The 20193-nt window shown below is 64.3% G+C and carries 16 protein-coding genes; 13 read left to right on the top strand and 3 right to left on the bottom strand.

Annotated features, from left to right (window positions below; genetic code table 11):
- Window positions 1-14: 14 nt before the first annotated feature.
- Window positions 15-1550, bottom strand: a complete 1536-nt coding sequence (locus FJ426_RS13215; RefSeq protein ID WP_140560311.1) for a sigma-54 dependent transcriptional regulator — start codon at window positions 1548-1550, stop codon at window positions 15-17.
- Window positions 1551-1718: 168 nt separating this feature from the next.
- On the opposite strand from FJ426_RS13215, the gene FJ426_RS13220 reads away from it, so the two are divergent.
- The 12 genes from FJ426_RS13220 (at window position 1719) to FJ426_RS13275 (ending at window position 15923) form a co-directional block, all read left to right on the top strand.
- Entirely contained in the window at window positions 1719-3557 is a 1839-nt protein-coding gene (locus tag FJ426_RS13220) for a M3 family oligoendopeptidase (protein WP_181165232.1), read from the top strand.
- A 376-nt stretch (window positions 3558-3933) separates the two neighbouring features.
- Window positions 3934-4659 (top strand): proton-conducting membrane transporter, encoded by a 726-nt coding sequence (locus tag FJ426_RS13225; RefSeq protein ID WP_140560310.1) that lies wholly within the window; start codon window positions 3934-3936, stop codon window positions 4657-4659.
- Window positions 4660-4864: 205 nt separating this feature from the next.
- Window positions 4865-6010, top strand: a complete 1146-nt coding sequence (locus tag FJ426_RS13230) for an aminodeoxychorismate synthase component I (protein ID WP_140513676.1) — start codon at window positions 4865-4867, stop codon at window positions 6008-6010.
- Window positions 5959-6621: an aminotransferase class IV family protein gene (locus FJ426_RS13235; protein ID WP_140560309.1), complete on the top strand. Its 663-nt coding sequence runs from the start codon at window positions 5959-5961 to the stop codon at window positions 6619-6621. The genes FJ426_RS13230 and FJ426_RS13235 overlap by 52 nt, the downstream gene beginning before the upstream one ends.
- A 3-nt stretch (window positions 6622-6624) precedes the next feature.
- Window positions 6625-7548, top strand: a complete 924-nt coding sequence (locus tag FJ426_RS13240; protein ID WP_140522392.1) for a DUF3445 domain-containing protein — start codon at window positions 6625-6627, stop codon at window positions 7546-7548.
- A gap of 110 nt (window positions 7549-7658) precedes the next feature.
- Window positions 7659-9104 (top strand): homospermidine synthase, encoded by a 1446-nt coding sequence (locus FJ426_RS13245; protein WP_140560308.1) that lies wholly within the window; start codon window positions 7659-7661, stop codon window positions 9102-9104.
- A gap of 186 nt (window positions 9105-9290) precedes the next feature.
- Window positions 9291-9668: a hypothetical protein gene (locus FJ426_RS13250; protein ID WP_140560307.1), complete on the top strand. Its 378-nt coding sequence runs from the start codon at window positions 9291-9293 to the stop codon at window positions 9666-9668.
- A gap of 202 nt (window positions 9669-9870) precedes the next feature.
- Window positions 9871-11895, top strand: a complete 2025-nt coding sequence (locus FJ426_RS13255) for a bifunctional metallophosphatase/5'-nucleotidase (protein ID WP_140560306.1) — start codon at window positions 9871-9873, stop codon at window positions 11893-11895.
- 134 nt (window positions 11896-12029) lie between these two features.
- The gene (hemH, locus tag FJ426_RS13260) at window positions 12030-13094 is read left to right on the top strand and encodes a ferrochelatase (protein ID WP_140496277.1); all 1065 of its coding nucleotides are present in this window, start codon (window positions 12030-12032) and stop codon (window positions 13092-13094) included.
- A 55-nt stretch (window positions 13095-13149) separates the two neighbouring features.
- On the top strand, window positions 13150-14394 hold the full coding sequence (locus tag FJ426_RS13265) for an FAD-binding oxidoreductase (protein WP_140560305.1): 1245 nt from the start codon (window positions 13150-13152) through the stop codon (window positions 14392-14394).
- 89 nt (window positions 14395-14483) lie between these two features.
- On the top strand, window positions 14484-15434 hold the full coding sequence (locus tag FJ426_RS13270) for an SPFH domain-containing protein (RefSeq protein WP_140513683.1): 951 nt from the start codon (window positions 14484-14486) through the stop codon (window positions 15432-15434).
- Between the two features lie 24 nt (window positions 15435-15458).
- Window positions 15459-15923: an NfeD family protein gene (locus FJ426_RS13275; RefSeq protein WP_140496280.1), complete on the top strand. Its 465-nt coding sequence runs from the start codon at window positions 15459-15461 to the stop codon at window positions 15921-15923.
- A gap of 114 nt (window positions 15924-16037) precedes the next feature.
- On the opposite strand, the gene FJ426_RS13280 is transcribed toward FJ426_RS13275, so the two are convergent.
- Entirely contained in the window at window positions 16038-17039 is a 1002-nt protein-coding gene (locus tag FJ426_RS13280) for a KpsF/GutQ family sugar-phosphate isomerase (protein ID WP_140496281.1), read from the bottom strand.
- 227 nt (window positions 17040-17266) lie between these two features.
- Here FJ426_RS13280 and FJ426_RS13285 point away from each other — a divergent pair, with 227 nt between their 5' ends.
- Window positions 17267-19054: an outer membrane beta-barrel protein gene (locus FJ426_RS13285; RefSeq protein ID WP_181172751.1), complete on the top strand. Its 1788-nt coding sequence runs from the start codon at window positions 17267-17269 to the stop codon at window positions 19052-19054.
- Window positions 19055-19110: 56 nt separating this feature from the next.
- On the opposite strand, the gene galU is transcribed toward FJ426_RS13285, so the two are convergent.
- The gene (galU, locus tag FJ426_RS13290) at window positions 19111-20025 is read right to left on the bottom strand and encodes a UTP--glucose-1-phosphate uridylyltransferase GalU (protein WP_181168598.1); all 915 of its coding nucleotides are present in this window, start codon (window positions 20023-20025) and stop codon (window positions 19111-19113) included.
- Window positions 20026-20193 lie beyond the last annotated feature (168 nt).

Here is a 20193-nt window from a genome sequence, read left to right on the forward strand (position 1 = left end):
GCGCGATAGCGCCCTCAGGAAGCGAGCCGGTCGAGCCTGCCGGTTTCCGGATCGATGCCGTATTCCTTGAGCTTGCGGTAAAGCGTCGAGCGGCCGATGCCGAGGCGGCGGGCGACTTCGCTCATCTGGCCGTTGTAGTGATCGATGGCGAGCTTGATCATCTCCAGTTCGACATCCGCCAGGGCGCGCACATTGCCGCGTTCGTCGAGCGCGCGCAGCGTGCCGAAGCGTGGCTGAAGCCGCATCGGCGATTCGGGTTCGGCAGCCGAAACGTCCTCACCGCTCAGCGCCGGCTCATCGCGCGGTTCTACGGCCAAAGCCGGGCCGGCCGGCGCGATGTCCACATCGAGGCGGACCGTGCCCTCCACCTGGGCGCGGATTTGCGGGAAATCCTCGACGCCGAGCACATCGCCTTCGCACAGCACCGAGGCGCGGAAGACGGCATTTTCCAGCTGCCGGATATTGCCGGGCCAGTCATAGGCCTGGAGCACGGCGAGCGCCGCCGCCGAAATGCCCCGCAGGCGATGGCGCGGGTCCGCCGGAGCCACCTTCTCCATGAAATGTGCGACCAGATCGGGAATGTCGTCGCGGCGGTTCCGCAGGGGCGGCACATAGATCGGGTAGACGTTGAGCCGGTAGAACAGGTCCTCGCGGAACTTGCCGTCCTTGACCTGCTGCAGGAGATTGCGGTGCGTCGCCGAAATCAGCCTGATGTCGACCCGGACCGTGGCGCGGCCGCCGACCGGATCGACCTCGCCATCCTGGACGGCGCGCAGCAGCTTGACCTGCACGTCGAGCGGCAGGTCGCCGATCTCGTCCAGAAACAGCGTGCCCGAATGCGCTTCGACGAATTTGCCGGTGTGCTTCTCCGTGGCTCCGGTGAACGAGCCCTTCTCATGGCCGAACAGGATCGATTCGACCAGATTGTCGGGAATGGCGCCGCAATTGACGGTGACGAACGGTTTCGAGCGGCGGTCGCCGCTGCCTTGTATGGCGCGCGCCACCAGTTCCTTGCCGACGCCGGATTCGCCCTCGATCAGGATCGGGATGTTGGATGCCGCCGCTTTCTGGCCGAGGCGGATCACCTTGTCCATGGCGGGACTGTGCGTGATCATGTCCCTGAAGGTCAGCAGCCCGCCGCGCCGGCGCGACGTGCGCTTGACCTCGCCTTCGACAGCCTCAACCTTGAGCGCGTTGGCGATCGAGGCCTGCAGCCTGTCGGGAGAGGCCGGCTTGACGACGAAGTCGAAGGCGCCGTGGCGCATCGCCGAAACCACGGTCTCGATGCCGCCCTGGGCGGTCTGCACGATGACCGGGATGGTGATGCCGCGCTCGCGCATCGCCTTGAGCACGCCGATGCCATCGAGATCAGGCATGACCAGATCGAGGATGACCACCGACACGTCGCGGGCGCCGGGTCCGTCGAGGGCGTCGAGGCCGGCAGCGCCCCCGTCGACGACGATTGCGGTGTGGCCGAACCGCGTCACCGCCGCCTCGAGCAGCCGGCGCTGCACGGGATCGTCATCGACTATGAGTATGGAACCTGTCATGACTGTCTTGAGCCGCCCGCCTGATATCCCCATGGACCATCTTGGCACAGGGTTCTAAATAAGGTTTCAAAAAACCCGGTGAACGAATTCCTTAGGATTTGACCGGCTTCTCCGTTCTCCTTGATTCTGGCCCTGGGCCGGCCACTCGATTCAAAGAAGGTATTGTCGATGCGCGTGATGTTTGATCGGCGGCCTGCGGCGCCAGCTTCCGGTCAGGGCGCCGCCGAGCTTGGCGATCTGCCGGAATGGAATCTTGCCGACCTCTATGCGGGCATGGAGGCGCCGGAGCTGAAGCGCGACATCGCCAAAGCCGCCGCCGATGCGGTCGCCTTCGAGAGCCGCTGGAAGGGCACGCTGTCCGCCGAGGCCGAGCGCGGCAGCGCAGGCAGGCTGGGCGAAGCGCTTGTCGCCTATGAGGCCCTGGAAGAGCTGATCGGCCGCATCGTCTCCTATGCCGGCCTCATCTACGCCGGCAACACCGCCGATCCGCAGCGCGCCAAGCTCTATGGCGACATCCAGGAGAAGATGACCGACGCCAGCGCGCATCTTCTGTTCTTCGCGCTCGAACTGAACCTGATCGACGACGCGGCCATCGAGGGCGCGCTCGCCGCCGACCCCGCCTTCGGTCATTACCGGCCCTGGGTGCTCGATCTGCGCCTGGACAAGCCCTATCAGCTCGAGGATCGCGTCGAGCAGCTGTTCCACGAGAAGTCGATCACCGGGCGCGGCGCCTGGAACCGGCTGTTCGACGAGACTATGACGGACCTGCGCTTCGACGTCGACGGCGAGGAGCTGACGCTGGAACCGGCCCTGAACCGATTGCAGGATGCCGACGGCGAGGTGCGACGCCGCGCCTCCGAGGCGCTCGCCCAGACCTTCCGGAGGAATTTGCGCACCTTCACGCTGGTCACCAACACGCTGGCCAAGGACAAGGAAATCTCGGACCGCTGGCGCGGTTTCGAGGACATCGCCGATTCACGCCATCTCGCCAACCGCGTCGAGCGCGGTGTGGTCGATGCGCTGGCTTCGGCGGTGCGCGAGGCCTATCCGCGCCTGTCACACCGCTATTACCGGATGAAGGCGCGCTGGCTGGGCATGGAGGTGATGAACCACTGGGACCGCAACGCGCCGTTGCCGGAGACGCCGCAGGCGGTGATTGGCTGGGACGAGGCCAGGAACACGGTGCTGTCCGCCTATCAGCGCTTCTCGCCCGAGATGGCCGAGATCGCGCGGACTTTCTTCGACCGCAACTGGATCGACGCGCCGGTGCGCCCAGGCAAATCCCCCGGCGCCTTCGCCCATCCGACCGTGCCTTCGGCGCACCCCTACGTGCTGCTCAACTACATGGGCAAGCCGCGCGATGTGATGACGCTGGCGCATGAGCTTGGCCATGGCGTGCATCAGGTGCTGGCCGGCGGCCAGGGCGCGCTGATGGCCTCGACGCCGCTGACGCTGGCCGAGACGGCGTCCGTTTTCGGCGAGATGCTGACCTTCCGCTCGTTGCTCGAGCAGACCACCGACAGGCGCGAGCGCAAGGCCATGCTCGCCCAGAAGGTCGAGGACATGATCAACACGGTCGTGCGCCAGATCGCCTTCTACGAATTCGAGCGCAAGGTGCATGCGGAGCGCCGCAACGGCGAACTGACATCCGACAGGCTCGGCCAATTCTGGCTGGAGGTGCAGGCGGAAAGTCTGGGCCCGGCGATAAAGTTGCGCGACGGCTACGAAGTCTTCTGGACCTACATCCCGCACTTCATCCATTCGCCCTTCTACGTCTACGCCTATGCGTTCGGCGACTGTCTGGTGAACTCGCTCTACGCGGTCTACCAGAACGCCGAGCGCGGCTTCCAGGACAAATATTTCGAGATGCTGCGCGCCGGCGGCACCAAGCATCATTCGCAGCTTCTGGCGCCTTTCGGCCTCGATGCCACCGATCCCGCCTTCTGGCAGATCGGGCTTGGCGTGATCAGCGGCTTGATCGACGAGCTGGAAGCGCTCGACAACTGAGGCGTCTTCTGTACGTCGTCCCCACCTGCTCAGAACAGTTTAGCCGGAATGCATATTGGGCCCACACTATTCTTGGTCTAAATATCTGTTCTTGAATAACTCTCTTTCGTAGTTTTCCCATAGCTTTCCGTAAGCTCTATGATAGCCTCCCCGCCAAGCTCAGCCGGAGCATGCGGGTCGGGCGGGGAAGTCTCAGCTGACCGCGGCGTTCCGGTGCACGCGACGACGGCCATTGGCCATGGCTTGCAAAGCCGACGCCGACGGCTCGACTGAGGCCGGCTGTTCCGCAGGCGGCGGAACCATCATCGAGTAGTCCTTCGCCGAAGGTCATTAAGTCCAATGCCGCGGCAGACGGATCTGACTGGAGAGAGAGACAATGGGCACTTTTTTCTACATGCTCCTGGCGTTCCTTGTGGGTGTGCTGGTTGGCTGGTTCATCTGGGGACGCTTGCGCGGTGAACTCGACAGCTTGCGCGGCGATCTCGACCGCACACGCAGCGAGCGCGACCGGCTGCGGGCCGACAGCGATCGCCTGACCGGCGAGTTGGATGCCTGTGGGCGCACCCGCGCCGACCTCGAGCGCCGGCTGCGCGAGGCCTCGACCGGCTCCGGTCCGGCAAAGGCGGCGACCCCGGCGCCGGCCGCCTTGATGTCGACGCCCACCCCTGCCAAATCCGCTCCGGCGGCCAAGCCGGCGCCCAGGAAGCCGGCTGCGGCCAAGGCCGCTTCCAGCGCCGCGAAGACCGGCGCGCCGAAGGCCGCTGCCGCCAAGGCGGCACCCAAGGCCAGCGCGGCACCCAGGAAGGCGGCACCGGCGAAGGCCGCGCCGGCCAAGGTGGCTTCCGGCAAACCCGACAATCTGCGCCGGCTGATCGGTATCGGCCCGGTCAACGAGAAGCTGCTCAGGGCACAAGGCGTCACCAGCTTTGCCCAGATCGCCGCCTGGACAGCCGCTGATATCAAGCGGATCGAGGACGTCATGAATTTCGACGGCCGTATCGCGCGCGAGCGCTGGATCGAGCAAGCCAAGCTGCTCGCCGCCGGCAACGAGGCGGAATTCGCCAGGCAGTTTCCGTCGGCCGGAACCGCCAGCAACACCTGAGCGACAGGGCAGATCCGACGATTGCGGCCGGCGGCGCGAACGAAGCGTCGCCGGTTTGTTTTTGGCCGCAGGTCTGTCCACAGGTCGGGCCAAAGGTGGGGCCAGAGGTCGGCTTTAAGTGGCAAGGTGCCGCTCCCTCGATTGCGCGCGGCTGGCCCCCCATATAGAGCCATCATTGGCTTCATCGATCCACGCGCCGAGTTCCATGCCCCTGCCCGCCGCAATTTTCCGCAATGACGAAAGCGCGCGCCAGCTCGTTTTCGATCGACCGGACGACATCATCACGGCGCACGAGGCCCGGGATTTCTCGGCCGCGCTGCAGGCGGCCCAGGCGGCGCATGATGCCGGCAAGTGGCTTGCCGGCTACTTCTCGTACGAGGCGGGCTACCTGCTGGAGCCGAAGCTGGTTCCGTTGCTGCCGGCCGGGCGCCGCGCCCCGCTGGTCTGCCTGGGCGTCTTTGACGCGCCGGTGCAAGAGCCGGTGCCGCCCCGCAAGGCGGCGGCGACCAACGGCCCGATCTTCGATGCAAGGGCGACATGGTCGTTCGAGGATTACGAGAAGCGGTTCTCGCGGCTGCACCGGCACATCAGGCAAGGCGACTGCTACCAGGGCAACCTGACCTTTCCGGTGCATGCGCAATGGTCGGGCGATCCGCTGGCCGCCTTCGACGCGCTGACCGAACGCCAGCCGGTGAAATACGGTGCCCTGGTTTCGCTTGGCGATCCGGTCGTGCTGTCACGCTCACCCGAACTGTTCTTCGAGATCGACGCGCAGGGCATGGTCGAGACGCATCCGATGAAGGGCACGGCGCCGCGTGGTGCGACGGAAGCAGACGACGAGCGCCAGAAAACCTTCCTGCGCAATGATGAGAAGAACCAGGCCGAGAACCGGATGATCGTCGACCTGCTCCGCAACGACATCTCGCTGATCAGCGAAGTCGGCACGCTGGAAGTGCCAGAGCTGTTCCGCATCGAGACCTATCCGACCGTCCACCAGATGGTGAGCGACGTCAGGGCGAAGCTGCTGCCGGGCCTCACGATCCGCCAGATTTTTGCAGCGCTGTTTCCCTGCGGCTCCATTACCGGCGCACCGAAAATCCGCGCCATGGAGATCCTGCATGACCTTGAAGGCACGCCCCGCGATGTCTATTGCGGCGCCATCGGCTGGATCGCGCCCGGCGGCACGATGCGCTTTTCCGTGGCGATCCGCACAATCTCGCTCTTTCCCGGCGGCGAGGCCGTCTACAATGTCGGCGGCGGCATCGTCTTCGATTCAACCGCGCAGGAGGAGTATCAGGAGTGTCTCTTGAAAGCCCGCTTCGCGACGGGAACGCCGCCGGTTTCGAATTGATCGAGACCATGCGCTGGGAGCCGCCCATGGGCTTCCTGCGCTTCGAGCGGCATCTCGCGCGCCTCTATGGTTCGGCGGCCGAACTCGGATTTGCCTGCGACCCGCAAAGGATCGGCGACGTGTTGGGCAAGGCTGTCGATGGCGCGCGCAACGCCTTGCGCACGCGCCTGGCTTTGGCGCGCAGTGGCGACGCGGCCGCCTCGGTCCAGCCCTATGAGCAGCTCGCCGCCGATAAGGTCTGGACGCTGCGGCTGGCGCGCACGAGGCTCGATTCGAACGATATGCTGCTGCGCCACAAGACCAGCCGCCGGCAGGTCTACACGCATGCCCGCGCCGAATATCTCATCACCCAGGCCGACGAAGTGCTGTTGGTCAACGAGCGTGGCGAGATGTGCGAGGGCACCATCACCAATGTCTTCGCCGATTTCGGCGACGGCATGCTTTTGACGCCCCGCCTCGATTGCGGGCTGCTGCCTGGCGTATTGCGCGGCGCGTTTCTGGATGAAGGCCGCGCCCGCGAGGCGATCTACAGCTTTGACGACTTGAAATCCGCCAGGGCGCTCTATGTCGGCAATTCGCTGCGCGGCTTGATCCCGGCAAAACTGATCTGAAGCATGACATCCCTGCCCACCCACACGCCATATGATGGCTCGTCCAAGCTGTTTACCATCGGGCTGAAGCCGCTTGCCCTGGCCGACTGGATCGAAGTCGACGAACATCTCCTGCCGTTCCTCGCCGAGAAGCAGCGGCTCTATGCCGAAATGCCCGGCACCGTGTTCGTCGAGGAAGACGGCACGCGCGATGCCCAGCGCGAAGTGCTCGACCTGCTCGAAGCGCACTTGCCGCGGGCATTTCCCGAGACCCATCGGCGTGCCAGTGGTGGGGTCGAGGTGATCGGCGCCGCCGGCAATCCCGAGGGCGACTTCGCCAAGGCGCCGCTTGTCGCGGCCTCGCTGCTCGTCCAGGAAGACCTGATCCTGATGCGCCGCGGCGAAGACGGCTGGCGGCTCGCCGCCGGCTCGCTCTGCTTTCCCTCGTCCTGGTCGCTGCTCGAAAAATTCGGCAAGCCGTTGCAGCAGATCCATGCGCCTGTGCCGGGTTTTGGCCCTGGCACGCGGCCGGCCGAGCTGATCAACCGCATGTTCGACGGCCTCCAGGGCCAGGCCGTGGAGCGCTACAACTGGTCGATTCAATCGGGCGATGCGCTCTACCACCCGCTGTCCAATGTCGAGCGAATCGAGCGCGCCGCCAGCCGCCCGTCGCGATTTGCCGATGGCGACGCCAATGCCCACGCCTTCATCCGCGTCGAGCGGCAGACGCTTCGAAAACTGCCCGTCTCGGGTGACATCCTGTTCACCATCCGCATTCATCTCGACCCGCTGGCGGCGTTGGCGCATCACCCCGACCGGGCGACGCTGGCTCCGGCTTTCGCTGCCCAGCTCGAAGCGCTCGACATCGCCCAGCTCGATTACAAGGGCTTGACATCAGACCGCGACCGGCTGGTCGGCGTCCTTAACCAAATGGCGAACGCCGCCTGACCGGCGGTTGGCGCTTTTCACTGGTTTATGACAATGATCTGTGATGTAGCGCATGCCCGTTGGGCGAGAATGCCCGGGTTTTGCACCTGTCTGAAGGAGTGCTCGATAAAATGGCGAATGAAAACTGGCCCGTTTACGGTGAGATCACCGGCCCTGTGGTGATGATCGGCTTCGGCTCGATCGGACGGGGCACGCTGCCGCTGATCGAGCGCCATTTCAAGTTCGACAAATCGCGCATGACGGTTATCGACCCGCGCGGCACCGACCGCGCGCTGCTCGACGAGCGTGGCATCACCTTCATGCAGGATGCGGTGACCGAGAAGAACTACAAGAAGCTCCTGACCCCGCTTCTGACCAATGGCGGCGGCCAGGGTTTTTGCGTCAACCTGTCGGTCGACACCGGCTCGGTGGATCTGATGCGGCTCTGCCGCAAGCTCGGCGTGCTCTACATCGACACGGTCGTCGAGCCATGGCTCGGTTTCTACTTCGATGCCGAGGCCGACAATGCCAGCCGCACCAACTATGCGTTGCGCGAGTCGCTGCTCAAGGAAAAGCACGACAAGCCCGGCGGCGCGACCGCGGTCTCCACCTGCGGCGCCAATCCGGGCATGGTCTCCTGGTTCGTCAAGCAGGCATTGGTCAACCTGGCCACCGATCTCGGCCTCGAGTTTTCGGAACCCGCGCAGGAAGACCGCGAGGGCTGGGCGAAGCTCATGAGGAAGGCGGGCGTCAAAGGCATCCACATCGCCGAGCGCGACACCCAGCGCACCAAGAAGCCGAAGCCGATGGACGTGTTCTGGAACACCTGGTCGGTCGAGGGCTTCATCTCCGAGGGCCTGCAGCCCGCCGAACTCGGCTGGGGCACGCATGAGAAATGGATGCCCAAGAACGGCAAGAAACACAAACATGGTTCCAAGGCCGCAATCTATCTGGAGCAGCCCGGCGCCAACACGCGCGTGCGCTCGTGGTGCCCGACGCCAGGTGCCCAATACGGCTTCCTGGTGACCCACAACGAGGCGATCTCGATCGCCGACTTCTTCACCGTGCGCTCCAAAAAGGGCAAGGTTCAGTACCGCCCGACCTGCCACTACGCCTATCATCCCTGCAACGACGCGGTGCTGTCGCTGCATGAAATGTTCGGCGCTGCCGGCAAGGCGCAACCGGTACACCATGTGCTGGACGAAAACGAACTGGTCGACGGCGTAGACGAGCTCGGCGTGCTGCTCTACGGCCATGACAAGAACGCCTACTGGTACGGCTCGCAACTGTCGCTCGCCGAAGCGCGCAAGCTGGCGCCTTACCAGAACGCCACCGGCATGCAGGTCACCTCGGCGGTTCTGGCCGGCATGGTCTGGGCGCTGGAGAACCCCGAAGCCGGCATCGTTGAGGCCGACGAGATGAACTACAAGCGCTGTCTGGACGTGCAGTCGCAATATCTCGGACCGGTGAAGGGCTATTATACCGACTGGACGCCGCTCGATAATCGGCCCGGCCTGTTTCCGGAGGACCTCGACCGGAACGACCCGTGGCAATTCCGCAACATCCTGGTGCGATAGCGTCGCGCCAAGCATGCCTCACTGCCTTGCAATCGCCCGGAAATCGGGCGATTGAAGGATGCGGACGGGAGCAAGCCGCGTCCATCTGGACGCATGAACTGCGCTCTTGAAACTTGGATGCATGCACCGTGCTTTCCGAAAGTCGTTTTCCGATTTCGGGCCGACGGGCGAGGAGAGGATTTTTACATGACCATTGCGCGCAAGATTCTTTCGATGAGTGTTGCGGCGGCCACGATGGTGGGGCTGGCCGCTTGTGCAACCAGCGGTCCCGACGAGCCGTCGATAGGGGTCGCGCCGAAGGGCGTCGAAGGCTCCTGGATCGACGCCAAGGGCACCGGTCTTTCGACCTTTGCCGGCGGAACCTTCACCACGGTAGCGACCGATACCGGCCAGAAGCTGTCCGACGGCACCTATACGATGACCGGCGCCACTTCGGTCGAGATCCACGGTACCTCGCTGATCCGGCAGACTCCGGTGAGCTTCAATTGCCTGCTGGTGTCCACCAGCCAGCTCAACTGCACCAGCGGCTCGGGCCAGAATTTCGTACTGACCCGGCGCGCCTGAACCGACCGGCATTCAGACCTCCAAAGGACGGCGGCCAATGGCCGCCGTCCTTTTTGTGCCCAGCAGAGATCAACGGGATTTTGCCCCGATTTCCCCTTGCATGCTCCGGAACGCGATGGGAACATAGCGAAAAAGCCGGCTGTTAGAGACCGGTCAAGCAAGAGCGCTAAACGGCTCTGATCAGCCTATCCGGGAGACGAAGATGAAGAAGCTTGCCGCCATTGCCGCCCTTTCCGCGTCGACGCTGGGCCTGTCGGCCGGCGCATCTTTTGCCGACTACACGCTGAATATCCTTCACATCAACGATTGGCACAGCCGCATCGAAAGCAACAACAAATACGAATCCACCTGCTCGGCCGACGAGGAGACAAAGGGCGAATGCGTCGGCGGCGCCGGCCGGCTGGTCACGGCGATCGCGCAGGAGCGCAAGAAGCTGGAAGGCCAGAACGTGCTGTTGCTCAGCGCCGGCGACAATTTCCAGGGTTCGCTGTTCTACACGACTTACAAGGGCAAGGCCGAAGGCGAGTTCCTCAACGACATGAAGTTCGATGCCATGGCGCTCGGCAACCATGAATTCGACGACGGCGAAACGGCATTGGCGCCGTTCCTCGACATGATCAAGTTCCCCGTGCTCGGCGCCAATGTGAAAGCCAACGCGCAGTCCAAGCTCGGTGACCGCGTCAAGCCGTCCATCGTCGTCGAGGTCGGCGGCCAGAAGATCGGCATCATCGGCGCCGTCACCAACGATACGCCCGAACTCGCCACTCCCGGCCCCAACATCGCCATCGAGGACGACGTCAAGTCGATCACGGCCGAGGTCGAGAAGCTGAAGGGAGAGGGCGTCAACAAGATCATTGCCGTGACCCATATCGGCTACAACAGGGAGCGCGATGTCATAGCGAAGATCCCGGGCGTCGACGTGGTCGTCGGCGGCCACAGCCATACGCTTTTGTCCAACACCGATCCGAAGGCGGCAGGCCCCTATCCGACCATGGTCGACAATCCGGACGGCTACAAGGTGCCGGTCGTGCAGGCGGCGTCCTATTCGAAATATCTCGGCGAGTTCAAGGTCGTGTTCGACGACAATGGCGTCGTCAAGTCGGCGAGCGGCGACCCGATCCTCCTCGACAAGTCGATCACGCCCGATCCCGCCGTGCTCGCCCGCATAAAGGAGCTCGGCGCGCCGATCGAAGCGCTGAAGAACAAGGAAGTGGCCGAGACGACCGACGTCATCGACGGCAGCCGCGAGAGCTGCCGCGCCCGCGAATGCGCGATGGGCAATCTCGTCTCCGACGCCATCCTCGACCGCGTCAAGGGACAGGGCGTCGAGATCGTCATCTCCAATGGCGGCGGCCTGCGCGCCTCGATCGACAAGGGCACCGTCACCATGGGCGAGGTGCTGACCGTGCTGCCCTTCCAGAACACGCTGGCGACCTTTCAGATCTCGGGCAAGGACCTTGTTGCCGGGCTCGAAAGCGGCCTCAGCCAGGTCGAGGACGGCGCCGGCCGCTTCCCGCAGGTGGCCGGCCTGAAATACGCCTTCGACAAATCCGCCCCGGCCAATGCCGGCCGCGTCAAGTCTGTCGAGGTGATGGAGAACGGCGCCTGGACGCCGCTCAATCCCGACAAGGACTATCTGGTCGCCACCAACAACTATGTCCGCCAGGGCGGCGACGGCTACAAGGTTTTCGCCGAAAAGGCCAAGAACGCCTATGATTACGGCCCCGGCCTCGAACAGGTGGTCGCCGACTATCTCGGCGCGCACCGGCCCTACACGCCCAAGCTCGACGGCCGCATCACCGAGATCGCCGCGACGACAGCGGCCGCGCCTGCGGCGGAGCCCGCCAAGCCAGCCGAAGCAATGCCCGATCTGCCTGCCAACTCCGGCGATATCGCCAACACGCCGCCGGCCGTGTCGACCGAGGCCGCGCCTGCGCCCGCACCGGCAACGCCTGCCGCTCCGGCAACGCCAGCACCTGCGGAACCGGCAAAGCCTGCCGAAGCCGCCCCTGCCCCGGCAACACCCGCGCCGGCTGAGCCGGCAAAGCCCGCCGAGGCCGCACCGGCCGAAACCAGCCATGTCATCGTCGCCGGCGATACCTATTGGGACCTGGCAAAGAAGGCCTATGGCGACGGCACCAGGTGGAAAGTCATTTCCGAAGCCAACAAGGGCTACGAGCCGCGCCGGCTTCCGGTCGGCGCCACCTTGACCATACCGCCGAGGTAACCGCCTTCGCCTTTGCGCGCAGGGACACCCGCCCGAAACAGGGCGGGCATCCTGTTTCGGGTAAAGTGCGGCCAGACGCTGCATTGAAAAGCAGCGCCGCATCGCTACTTTCGCGCCGTGTTCGGAGACCCGCAATGCCGCCTTCCACTCCTGTCGACGCCAAGCCCGCGAGAACCGTGGGGCCGAGACCGGCCGGACATTCGCCGGCCAAGGCGGGCAAGGTCGGCGTCATGCTGGTCAATCTCGGCACGCCGGACGGCACCGATTTCAGGCCGATGTGGCGCTATCTCCGCGAATTCCTGTCCGACCCACGCGTCATCGAACTCAACAAGGCGATCTGGTATCCGATCCTCTACGGCCTGGTGCTGACCACGCGACCGAAGAAGTCGGGCGCCAACTATGCCAGGATCTGGAATCGCGAGAACAACGAGTCGCCGCTGCGCACCTATACCCGCGCCCAGGCCGAGAAGCTGACCGTGGCATTGCGCGACCTGCCCGACGTGGTCGTCGGCTGGGCGATGCGCTACGGCAATCCCTCGACCGCGAGCGTCGCCGAAAGCCTGGTCGCGCAGGGCTGCGACCGCATCCTGACCTTTCCGCTCTATCCGCAATATTCGGCCACCACCACGGCGACTGCCAATGACCAGTTGTTCCGGGCGCTGATGAAGATGCGTGCGGCGCCTGCCGTCCGCAGCGTGCCGCCCTATTATGCCGAACCGGTCTATATCGAGGCGCTCGCCCATTCGATCGAACGGCATCTGGCCAGCCTCGATTTCGACCCGGAGGTGGTCATCACCTCCTATCACGGCATCCCGAAACCCTATTCCGACAAAGGCGATCCTTACCGCGAGCATTGCCTCGAGACGACACGGCTGCTGCGCGAGAGGCTCGGCTGGGACGAGAAGAAGCTGATCACCACCTTCCAGTCGCGTTTCGGCGCACAGGAATGGCTGCAGCCCTACACCGACAAGACGGTGGAGAAACTGGCCAAGGACGGCGTGAAATCGATCGCCATCGTCAACCCCGGCTTTTCCGTCGACTGCATCGAAACGCTGGACGAGATCGGCCGCGAGGCGGCGGAAACCTTCCATCATGCCGGCGGCGGAAGATTCGCGCACATCCCCTGCCTCAACGACAGTCCCGAAGGCATGGCGGTGATCGAGGCGATGGTGCGGCGCGAACTGTCCGGCTGGATCTGAAACCGGGAACAATGGACGTTCCGGGGCGTTGAGGCGCGCCTTCCGGAGACCATCGATGCCCCGCAAGCTCGACCTCAGAAGCGGGCGGCCAGTCTGGTCCGCCTATCGGGCACCCGCTGTCCCGACAAGCGCTCTGACCCGTGACGCCAAGGCCGATGTGCTGGTGATAGGCATGGGCATCAGCGGCGCCATGATCGCAGAAGCGCTGACGGCTGACGGCCATTCGGTGGTCTGCATCGACCGGCGCGGCCCGCTGAGAGGGTCGACGTCGGCGACCACCGCCCTGGTGCAGTTCGAGATCGACCAGCCGCTGACGGCACTCGGCAGGATGATCGGCAAGGCCTCGGCGGAACAGGCCTGGCGGCGCTCGCGTCTGGCCGTTTCCAACCTTGCCGGCCGCATAGCCGAGCTCTCCATCAACTGCCGCCTGAGCCGCGCCCCCTCCCTCTATCTGGCCGGTACCGCGCTCGGCCCATCGCAGTTGCGTGACGAGACCGAGGCGCGGCGACAGGCGGGCATCGCCGCGACCTATCTCGCCCCTGCGCCGCTGGCTGCGCGATTCGGCATCGAGCGCGACGGCGCCATCCTCAGCCATGGCAACATCGCGCTCGATCCGCGCAAACTGACCGCCGGATTGCTGCTGAAGGCGCTGGAGCGCAAGGCGCGCCTCTACGCCCCGGTCGAGGCGACCGCGATCGAAGACAGCGCCAAGGAGGTCGTCGTCGCCACCAGGGGCGGCCCCATAATCAGCGCGCAGCACGTCCTGCTCGCGACCGGCTACGAGTTGACCGACATCGTGCCGGCAGCCGCCCACCGCGTCATCTCGACATGGGCCATCGCCACACGCCCGCAGCCGCGAAAGATTTGGCCGGACGCGGCCCTCATCTGGGAAGCGTCGGACCCCTATCTTTATGCAAGGGCGACAGCCGACGGCAGGGTGATCTGCGGCGGCGAAGACGAGGATTTTATCGACAAGGAACGGCGTGACGCGTTGATCGCCGGCAAGAGCCTGAGACTGGCCAGGAAGCTCGGCCGCCTGTTCCCGGATCTGGACACCAGGCCCGATTTTGCCTGGACCGGCTCCTTCGGCACCACAACCACCGGCCTGCCCTATATCGGCGCCATCCCTGGGCATCCGCGCATCCAGGCCGTGATGGGCTATGGCGGCAACGGCATCGCCTTCTCGCAAATCGCATCCGAAATCGTTTCTGCCGCCATCGCCGGATCGGAAGATACGGACGCAAGCCTGTTCGCCTTCAGCCACCGGCAGCAGCGACACAAACAATCCCTCATCACCTGATTGTAACGTTGTTGAAACACACTTAAGTGTTTGCTGAAGCCGGCTGCGGGAGAATGGCTCCCATGGCTTGCCTCTTGAGGGAGAGCCAAATGGATTTCAGTGGTTTCGATATCGCGATTATTGTTCTGGTCGCTCTTGTCGTGCTGGTGCTGTTCAAAGGCATAAAGACAATCCCGCAAGGCTACAATTATACGGTCGAACGCTTTGGGCGTTACACGAAAACGCTGTCGCCAGGCCTCAACCTCATCGTGCCGTTCATCGATCGCATCGGCGCCAAGTTGAACATGATGGAGCAGGTGCTCGATGTCCCGAGCCAGGAGATCATCACCCGCGACAACGCCATCGTCGGTGTCGACGGCATCGCCTTTTTCCAGATCCTCAACGCGGCGCAGGCGGCCTACCAGGTTTCCGGCCTGCAGAACGCCATCCTCAACCTGACCATGACCAACATCCGCACCGTGATGGGCTCGATGGACCTCGACGAGCTGCTGTCGAACCGCGACGCGATCAACGAGCGCCTGCTGCGCGTGGTCGATGAAGCGGCCCATCCCTGGGGCATCAAGATCACCCGCGTCGAGATCAAGGATATCAATCCGCCAGCCAACCTGATCGAATCGATGGGCCGGCAGATGACGGCCGAACGCAACAAACGCGCGCAGATCCTTGCCGCCGAGGGCCTCAAGCAGTCGCAGATCCTCGAGGCCGAAGGCCGCAAGGAAGCCGCCTTCCGCGATGCCGAGGCACGCGAACGCTCCGCCGAAGCGGAAGCCCGCGCCACGCAAGTGGTGTCGGAAGCGATCTCGAAGGGAGATGTGCAGGCGCTCAACTACTTCGTCGCCCAGAAATACACCGAAGCGCTGGGCAAGATCGGTTCGGCCACCAACAGCAAGATCGTGCTGATGCCTTTCGAAGCGTCGTCGCTGATCGGCTCGCTGGGCGGCATCGGCGAGATCGCCAGGGAAGTGTTCAAGGGCGACGGGCCGTCCGGCACGCAGCGGCAGGTCTCACGACCTCCGGTCGTCAGGCCGAGCGACAACTAATGTCCTTGTGAGTGGATCAAAACCATGATCGACCGCATCGTTTCCGAACTCGGCCCGTGGAACTGGATGGTTCTGGGCTTCGTGCTTTTGGCGATGGAAATCATCGCACCGGGCATCTTCATGTTGTGGACCGGCATCGCCGCGCTGATCGTCGGCGCGGTATCGCTGCTGGTCTGGGATGCGGCCAGCTGGACTTGGCAGGTCCAGGTGCTCGTCTTCCTCGCGCTGTCGCTGGTCTCGGCATTGGTCGGCAAGAAACTCATCGGCGGACGCGACGAGCCGACCGACCAGCCGCTGCTCAACCGCCGTGGGGCGCAGATGATCGGCAGGATGGCGACGCTGGCCGAGCCGATCCGCGACGGCCGCGGCCGCATCAAGCTCGGCGACACGCTGTGGCGCGTCTCTGGCCCTGACCTGCCGGCCGGCACCCAGGTGCGCGTCACCGGAGCCGCCGACACCGATCTCGAACTGACCGTCGAGCGAGTGTGAAACCGGCTCCGCGCTAGCGCAATTCCAGGAAAAGTGTGTACGGTTTTCCGTCCGGAATTGTGCAGAAACAAAGAGATAGAGCAGTTCGCCGTTTCCGTGAAACGGTGAACTGCCCTACGCAGCGCCGATGCGCAAAAGATCGTGCAGGTGGACGAGCCCGACGGGCTTGTTGCCCTCCACCACCATCAGGCTGGTGATGGCTGAATTGTTGATCGTCTGCAGTGCGGTCGCCACCAGCGTGTCCGGCGCCGCGGTCTTGGGAGATCTCGTCATCACCTGATCGACGGTCATCGCCGTCAGGTTGCTGCCTATGTGACGCCTGATGTCGCCATCGGTGACGATGCCGATCAGCGCGCCGTCGGCGGCGGTGACCGCCACGCAGCCGAAGCCCTTGCGCGACAACTCCAGGATCGCGTCCTGCATGCCGGTGCCCGAAACGACCAGCGGCAATCTCTCGCCGACATGCATGATCTCGCGGATCTGCATCAGGTTGGCGCCGAGCTGGCCGCCGGGATGGAAGGTGCGGAAATGATCGGGCGTGAAACCCCGCGCCTCGAGCAGGGCGATCGCCAGTGCGTCGCCCATCACCAGTTGCAGCAGTGCCGATGTCGTCGGCGCCAGGCCATGCGGGCAGGCTTCCGGCGCACGCGGCAGCAAAAGCACGACATCGGCGGCGCGCGCCAGCGCCGATGTCTCACCGGACGTGATTGCAATGAGCGGGATGGAGAAGCGCCTGGAATAGGCGACGATGCCCATCATCTCCTTGCTTTCGCCCGACCATGACATGGCGATGATGGCATCGTCCCTGGCGATCATGCCGAGATCGCCGTGATTGGCTTCAGCGGGGTGGACGAAAAAGGCCGGCGTTCCGGTCGAGGCCAGGGTCGCGGCGATCTTCGAGCCGATATGGCCGCTTTTGCCGACGCCGGTGACGATGACCCGGCCTTCGATCCTCGAGATCATGTCGACCGCTTCGGCAAAGGGCTTCGCCAGCCCGTTTTCGAGCGCCTCGGCCAGCGCTGCCACTCCCGCCTGTTCGGTCGCCACCGTTCTTAGCGCCGAAGCGATCGAGGCCTGTCTGTCCAACGGCTTCTTGTCGAGGGATCGCGCATCCATGGCCGATGCGATTAGCGCTTTGTGCCGCGCCTGTCCAACGGAAATGCCTCCCCCGACCGTCTAGGAGAGCGGTTCGAATGAACGAAGCGCAAGGTCACGAATGTCGAGGCCTGGAACAATGAGCGCTTGGAAAAGCAATCGCCCCCCGCCTCAACCCTCCGTTAACCATCCCCATTTACGGTTCGGTAAGTATGGCGCGCGCTCGCGCCGCGCAAGCAGTGGTGGCGATGTCCGGGGCCCAGTCAGAAAAGACGAGAAGGCGAAAGAGCAAGGCTGCCTGCGCCTTGCTGCTGGCGACCAGCATCTTCGGCCTGCCGCGACCGACGCTGTCCTTCGCCCAGGAAACGGAGCTGCGCGGCGAGGTCTCGGAATCGGCGATCCTGTCCGACCAGCAGCGCAAAGCGAGACTGGCCGCCATAGCCGGTCAGGGTCAACAGCAGCCAGCGAATGCCGCCGGTCAGGACGACACGCCGTCGCGCACCTATCTGCCCGCCAGCGCCGGCGCTGCTCCTGACGATAGCGGTGCCGCCTCGCCCACTGGCAGCATCTTCGACCCGCCGGCGGCCGGTGACGACGTGACCGCCGACAATCCGCCTCCGCCCAAACCACGCCGGCCATCGGCCACCGGGCAGGCCAATGCGGACAAGGCCGCCGACAGGGCGAAGACAAAGAAAAAGAACACCACCGCGACGACCGACGCGACCACGACCGCCAGCACGGCCGACGATGCCGACGCCACCGTCACCGGCACCGGCACCGGCACCGACCAGGAGACCGCCAACCGCCGCGCCGTCACGATCGACAGCGCCGACCGGCAGCAGCTCGATCCGGGCGCCGAACGCACCGCTTCCATCGAAGGGCAGAAGAAGAAAATCGAGGACGATCCGTTCGCCGCTCCAGGCATCAAATGGGGCTCCTTCGTCATAAGGCCGACGCTGGAGCAGGGCCTGACCGCCACCTCGAACGGCGATTCCAGCAGTGCCGGCAAAGCGGCGCTGCTGTCCGAGACGGCACTGCGCTTTTCCGCCGCCTCCGACTGGCGCGAGAACTCCGCGACCATTGATGGTTATGGCCTCTTCCGCGAGACCGTCTCGGGCTACCCGGTTCACAATGAGCAAGGCCGCATCGAAGGCCAGCTCAATGTCGACCTCGACAACGAGCAACGCGCCGTCGCCAAGCTCGGTTACGAGGCCGTGCCGGAATCGGCCTCGTCGCCCGACGCCATTGCAGGCGTCAGCAAGCAACCGCTGCGCCAGACCATCGACGGCAGCCTCGGCATCGAAAAGGACGTCGGCAAGGCGCAATACACTTTGACCGGCGCGGTCTCGCACGACTTCTATGGCGATGCCAAGCTTTCTGACGACACCTCGCTGTCGCAGAAGGATCGTAACTCCACGCTTTATACGGCGACCTTGCGCACCGGCTACGAAATCTCCCCTGCCCTTACGCCTTTCACCGAAATCGAGCTCGGGCGCAGGGCCTATGATCAACGCTTCGACAATGAAGGCTTCGAGCGTTCATCAACGCGGCTTGGTGCCCGCGCCGGCCTCGAGCTCGACATGGGCGAGAAGCTCGCCGGCGAGTTCTCGGCCGGCTGGCTGCGGGAAGCGATCGACGACGACCGCCTGGGGGCGATCGCGGGTGCCACCGTGGACGCCGACCTGAAATGGTCGCCCGAACGCGGCACCACGATCGGCCTGACCGGGCGAACCACGGTCGAGCCCACGACCACCGCAGGTGAAAGCGGCGACATCCTCTATTCCGGCCGCCTCACGGCCGAACGCCAGATCCGCGCCAACCTGACCGGCAATGCCGCGCTGGGCCTGGACTGGCGCGATTATATCGGCATAGACGGCCATGACAGGGTGCTGAGCGCCGAAGCCGGGCTGACATGGTGGCTGAACCGCTATGCCGGCCTCACCACCCGCGCCAGGACCGAGAAGCTCACCAGCAACCTGCCTGGCCGCGACTACACCGCCAACAGCATCTATCTCGGCTTGAAGGTGCAGCGGTAAGCGCGGGCCGCTAAGCTGCGTGCCGCATCCGAGACATCGGCCAGACAGCGCCTCCCTTAAAGCGCCGCCACAACGTGCTCCGAAGGCGCCATCTCGTCGAGAAGCCTGCGGATGACGCCGGCCATGCTCTGGTTCATGTCGTTGCGCCAGAGCGCGAAGGCCACATTGGCCTCGACGAACCCTTCCGGCGATCCGCAATCGAAGGTGCGGCCCTGAAAGTGGTAGCCGTAGAAGGGCTGCTGCTTCTCCAGCTTCAGCATTGCGTCCGTGAGCTGGATCTCGTTTCCGGCGCCCTTCTCCTGGCCTTCGAGGATTTTGAAAATCTCGGGCTGCAATATGTAGCGGCCATTGATGTAGAGATTGGAGGGCGCGGTGCCGGTCTTCGGCTTTTCCACCATCTCGGTGATGCGGAAGCCATGATGGGTGGCTTCGCCCCGGCCGACGATGCCGTATTTATGGGTTTCGGCGGGATCGCATTCCTGAACCGCGATGATGTTGTTGCCGGTCTCGGCATAGAGGTCGACCATGTCCCTCATACAGCTCTTTTCCGACTGCATGATCATGTCGGGCAACAACAGCGCGAACGGCTCGTCGCCGACCAGTTCGCGCGCGCACCAGACGGCATGGCCAAGTCCGAGCGGCACCTGCTGGCGAGTGAAGCTGGTCTGTCCCGGCCCGGGCTGCAGCCGCTGCAGCCTGGCGAGCTGGTCGTCCTTGCCACGCTGGGCGAGCGTGTCATAGAGCTCGAACTGGATATCGAAATGATCCTCGATGACCGCCTTGTTGCGCCCGGTGACGAAGATGAAATGCTCGATGCCTGCCTCGCGCGCCTCGTCCACCACGTATTGGATGACGGGCCGGTCGACGACGGTAAGCATTTCCTTGGGGACGGCCTTGGTGGCCGGGAGAAACCGCGTGCCGAGACCTGCGACCGGGAAAACTGCCTTGCGAACTCTCTTCATGCCTTCAATTATCCGTTTGCAGGCCGGCTCCGCAATCCCGCCCCGCGACATTTTCACGCCGGAATTGAGGATTATCGGGCGGATGAAGGGAAACTTGCACCGGTAGAAGCATCGAGGCGCCTTTTCGTTCCAGGGGCGGCCTATGGTAAACCAATTCCTAACCTGGTTCGGCGATGA

It is taken from the genome of Mesorhizobium sp. B2-6-4, from assembly GCF_006441495.1.
GTDB lineage: Bacteria > Pseudomonadota > Alphaproteobacteria > Rhizobiales > Rhizobiaceae > Mesorhizobium.

What these genes read in the sequence shown, in the direction of transcription:
- FJ426_RS13215 (WP_140560311.1), bottom strand. Translation starts at nt 1,550, where the DNA reads ATGACAGGTTCCATACTCATAGTCGATGACGATCCCGTGCAGCGCCGG.
- FJ426_RS13220 (WP_181165232.1), top strand. Translation starts at nt 1,719, where the DNA reads ATGCGCGTGATGTTTGATCGGCGGCCTGCGGCGCCAGCTTCCGGTCAG.
- FJ426_RS13225 (WP_140560310.1), top strand. Translation starts at nt 3,934, where the DNA reads ATGGGCACTTTTTTCTACATGCTCCTGGCGTTCCTTGTGGGTGTGCTG.
- FJ426_RS13230 (WP_140513676.1), top strand. Translation starts at nt 4,865, where the DNA reads ATGCCCCTGCCCGCCGCAATTTTCCGCAATGACGAAAGCGCGCGCCAG.
- FJ426_RS13240 (WP_140522392.1), top strand. Translation starts at nt 6,625, where the DNA reads ATGACATCCCTGCCCACCCACACGCCATATGATGGCTCGTCCAAGCTG.
- FJ426_RS13245 (WP_140560308.1), top strand. Translation starts at nt 7,659, where the DNA reads ATGGCGAATGAAAACTGGCCCGTTTACGGTGAGATCACCGGCCCTGTG.
- FJ426_RS13250 (WP_140560307.1), top strand. Translation starts at nt 9,291, where the DNA reads ATGACCATTGCGCGCAAGATTCTTTCGATGAGTGTTGCGGCGGCCACG.
- FJ426_RS13255 (WP_140560306.1), top strand. Translation starts at nt 9,871, where the DNA reads ATGAAGAAGCTTGCCGCCATTGCCGCCCTTTCCGCGTCGACGCTGGGC.
- hemH (WP_140496277.1), top strand. Translation starts at nt 12,030, where the DNA reads ATGCCGCCTTCCACTCCTGTCGACGCCAAGCCCGCGAGAACCGTGGGG.
- FJ426_RS13265 (WP_140560305.1), top strand. Translation starts at nt 13,150, where the DNA reads ATGCCCCGCAAGCTCGACCTCAGAAGCGGGCGGCCAGTCTGGTCCGCC.
- FJ426_RS13270 (WP_140513683.1), top strand. Translation starts at nt 14,484, where the DNA reads ATGGATTTCAGTGGTTTCGATATCGCGATTATTGTTCTGGTCGCTCTT.
- FJ426_RS13275 (WP_140496280.1), top strand. Translation starts at nt 15,459, where the DNA reads ATGATCGACCGCATCGTTTCCGAACTCGGCCCGTGGAACTGGATGGTT.
- FJ426_RS13280 (WP_140496281.1), bottom strand. Translation starts at nt 17,039, where the DNA reads ATGGATGCGCGATCCCTCGACAAGAAGCCGTTGGACAGACAGGCCTCG.
- FJ426_RS13285 (WP_181172751.1), top strand. Translation starts at nt 17,267, where the DNA reads ATGTCCGGGGCCCAGTCAGAAAAGACGAGAAGGCGAAAGAGCAAGGCT.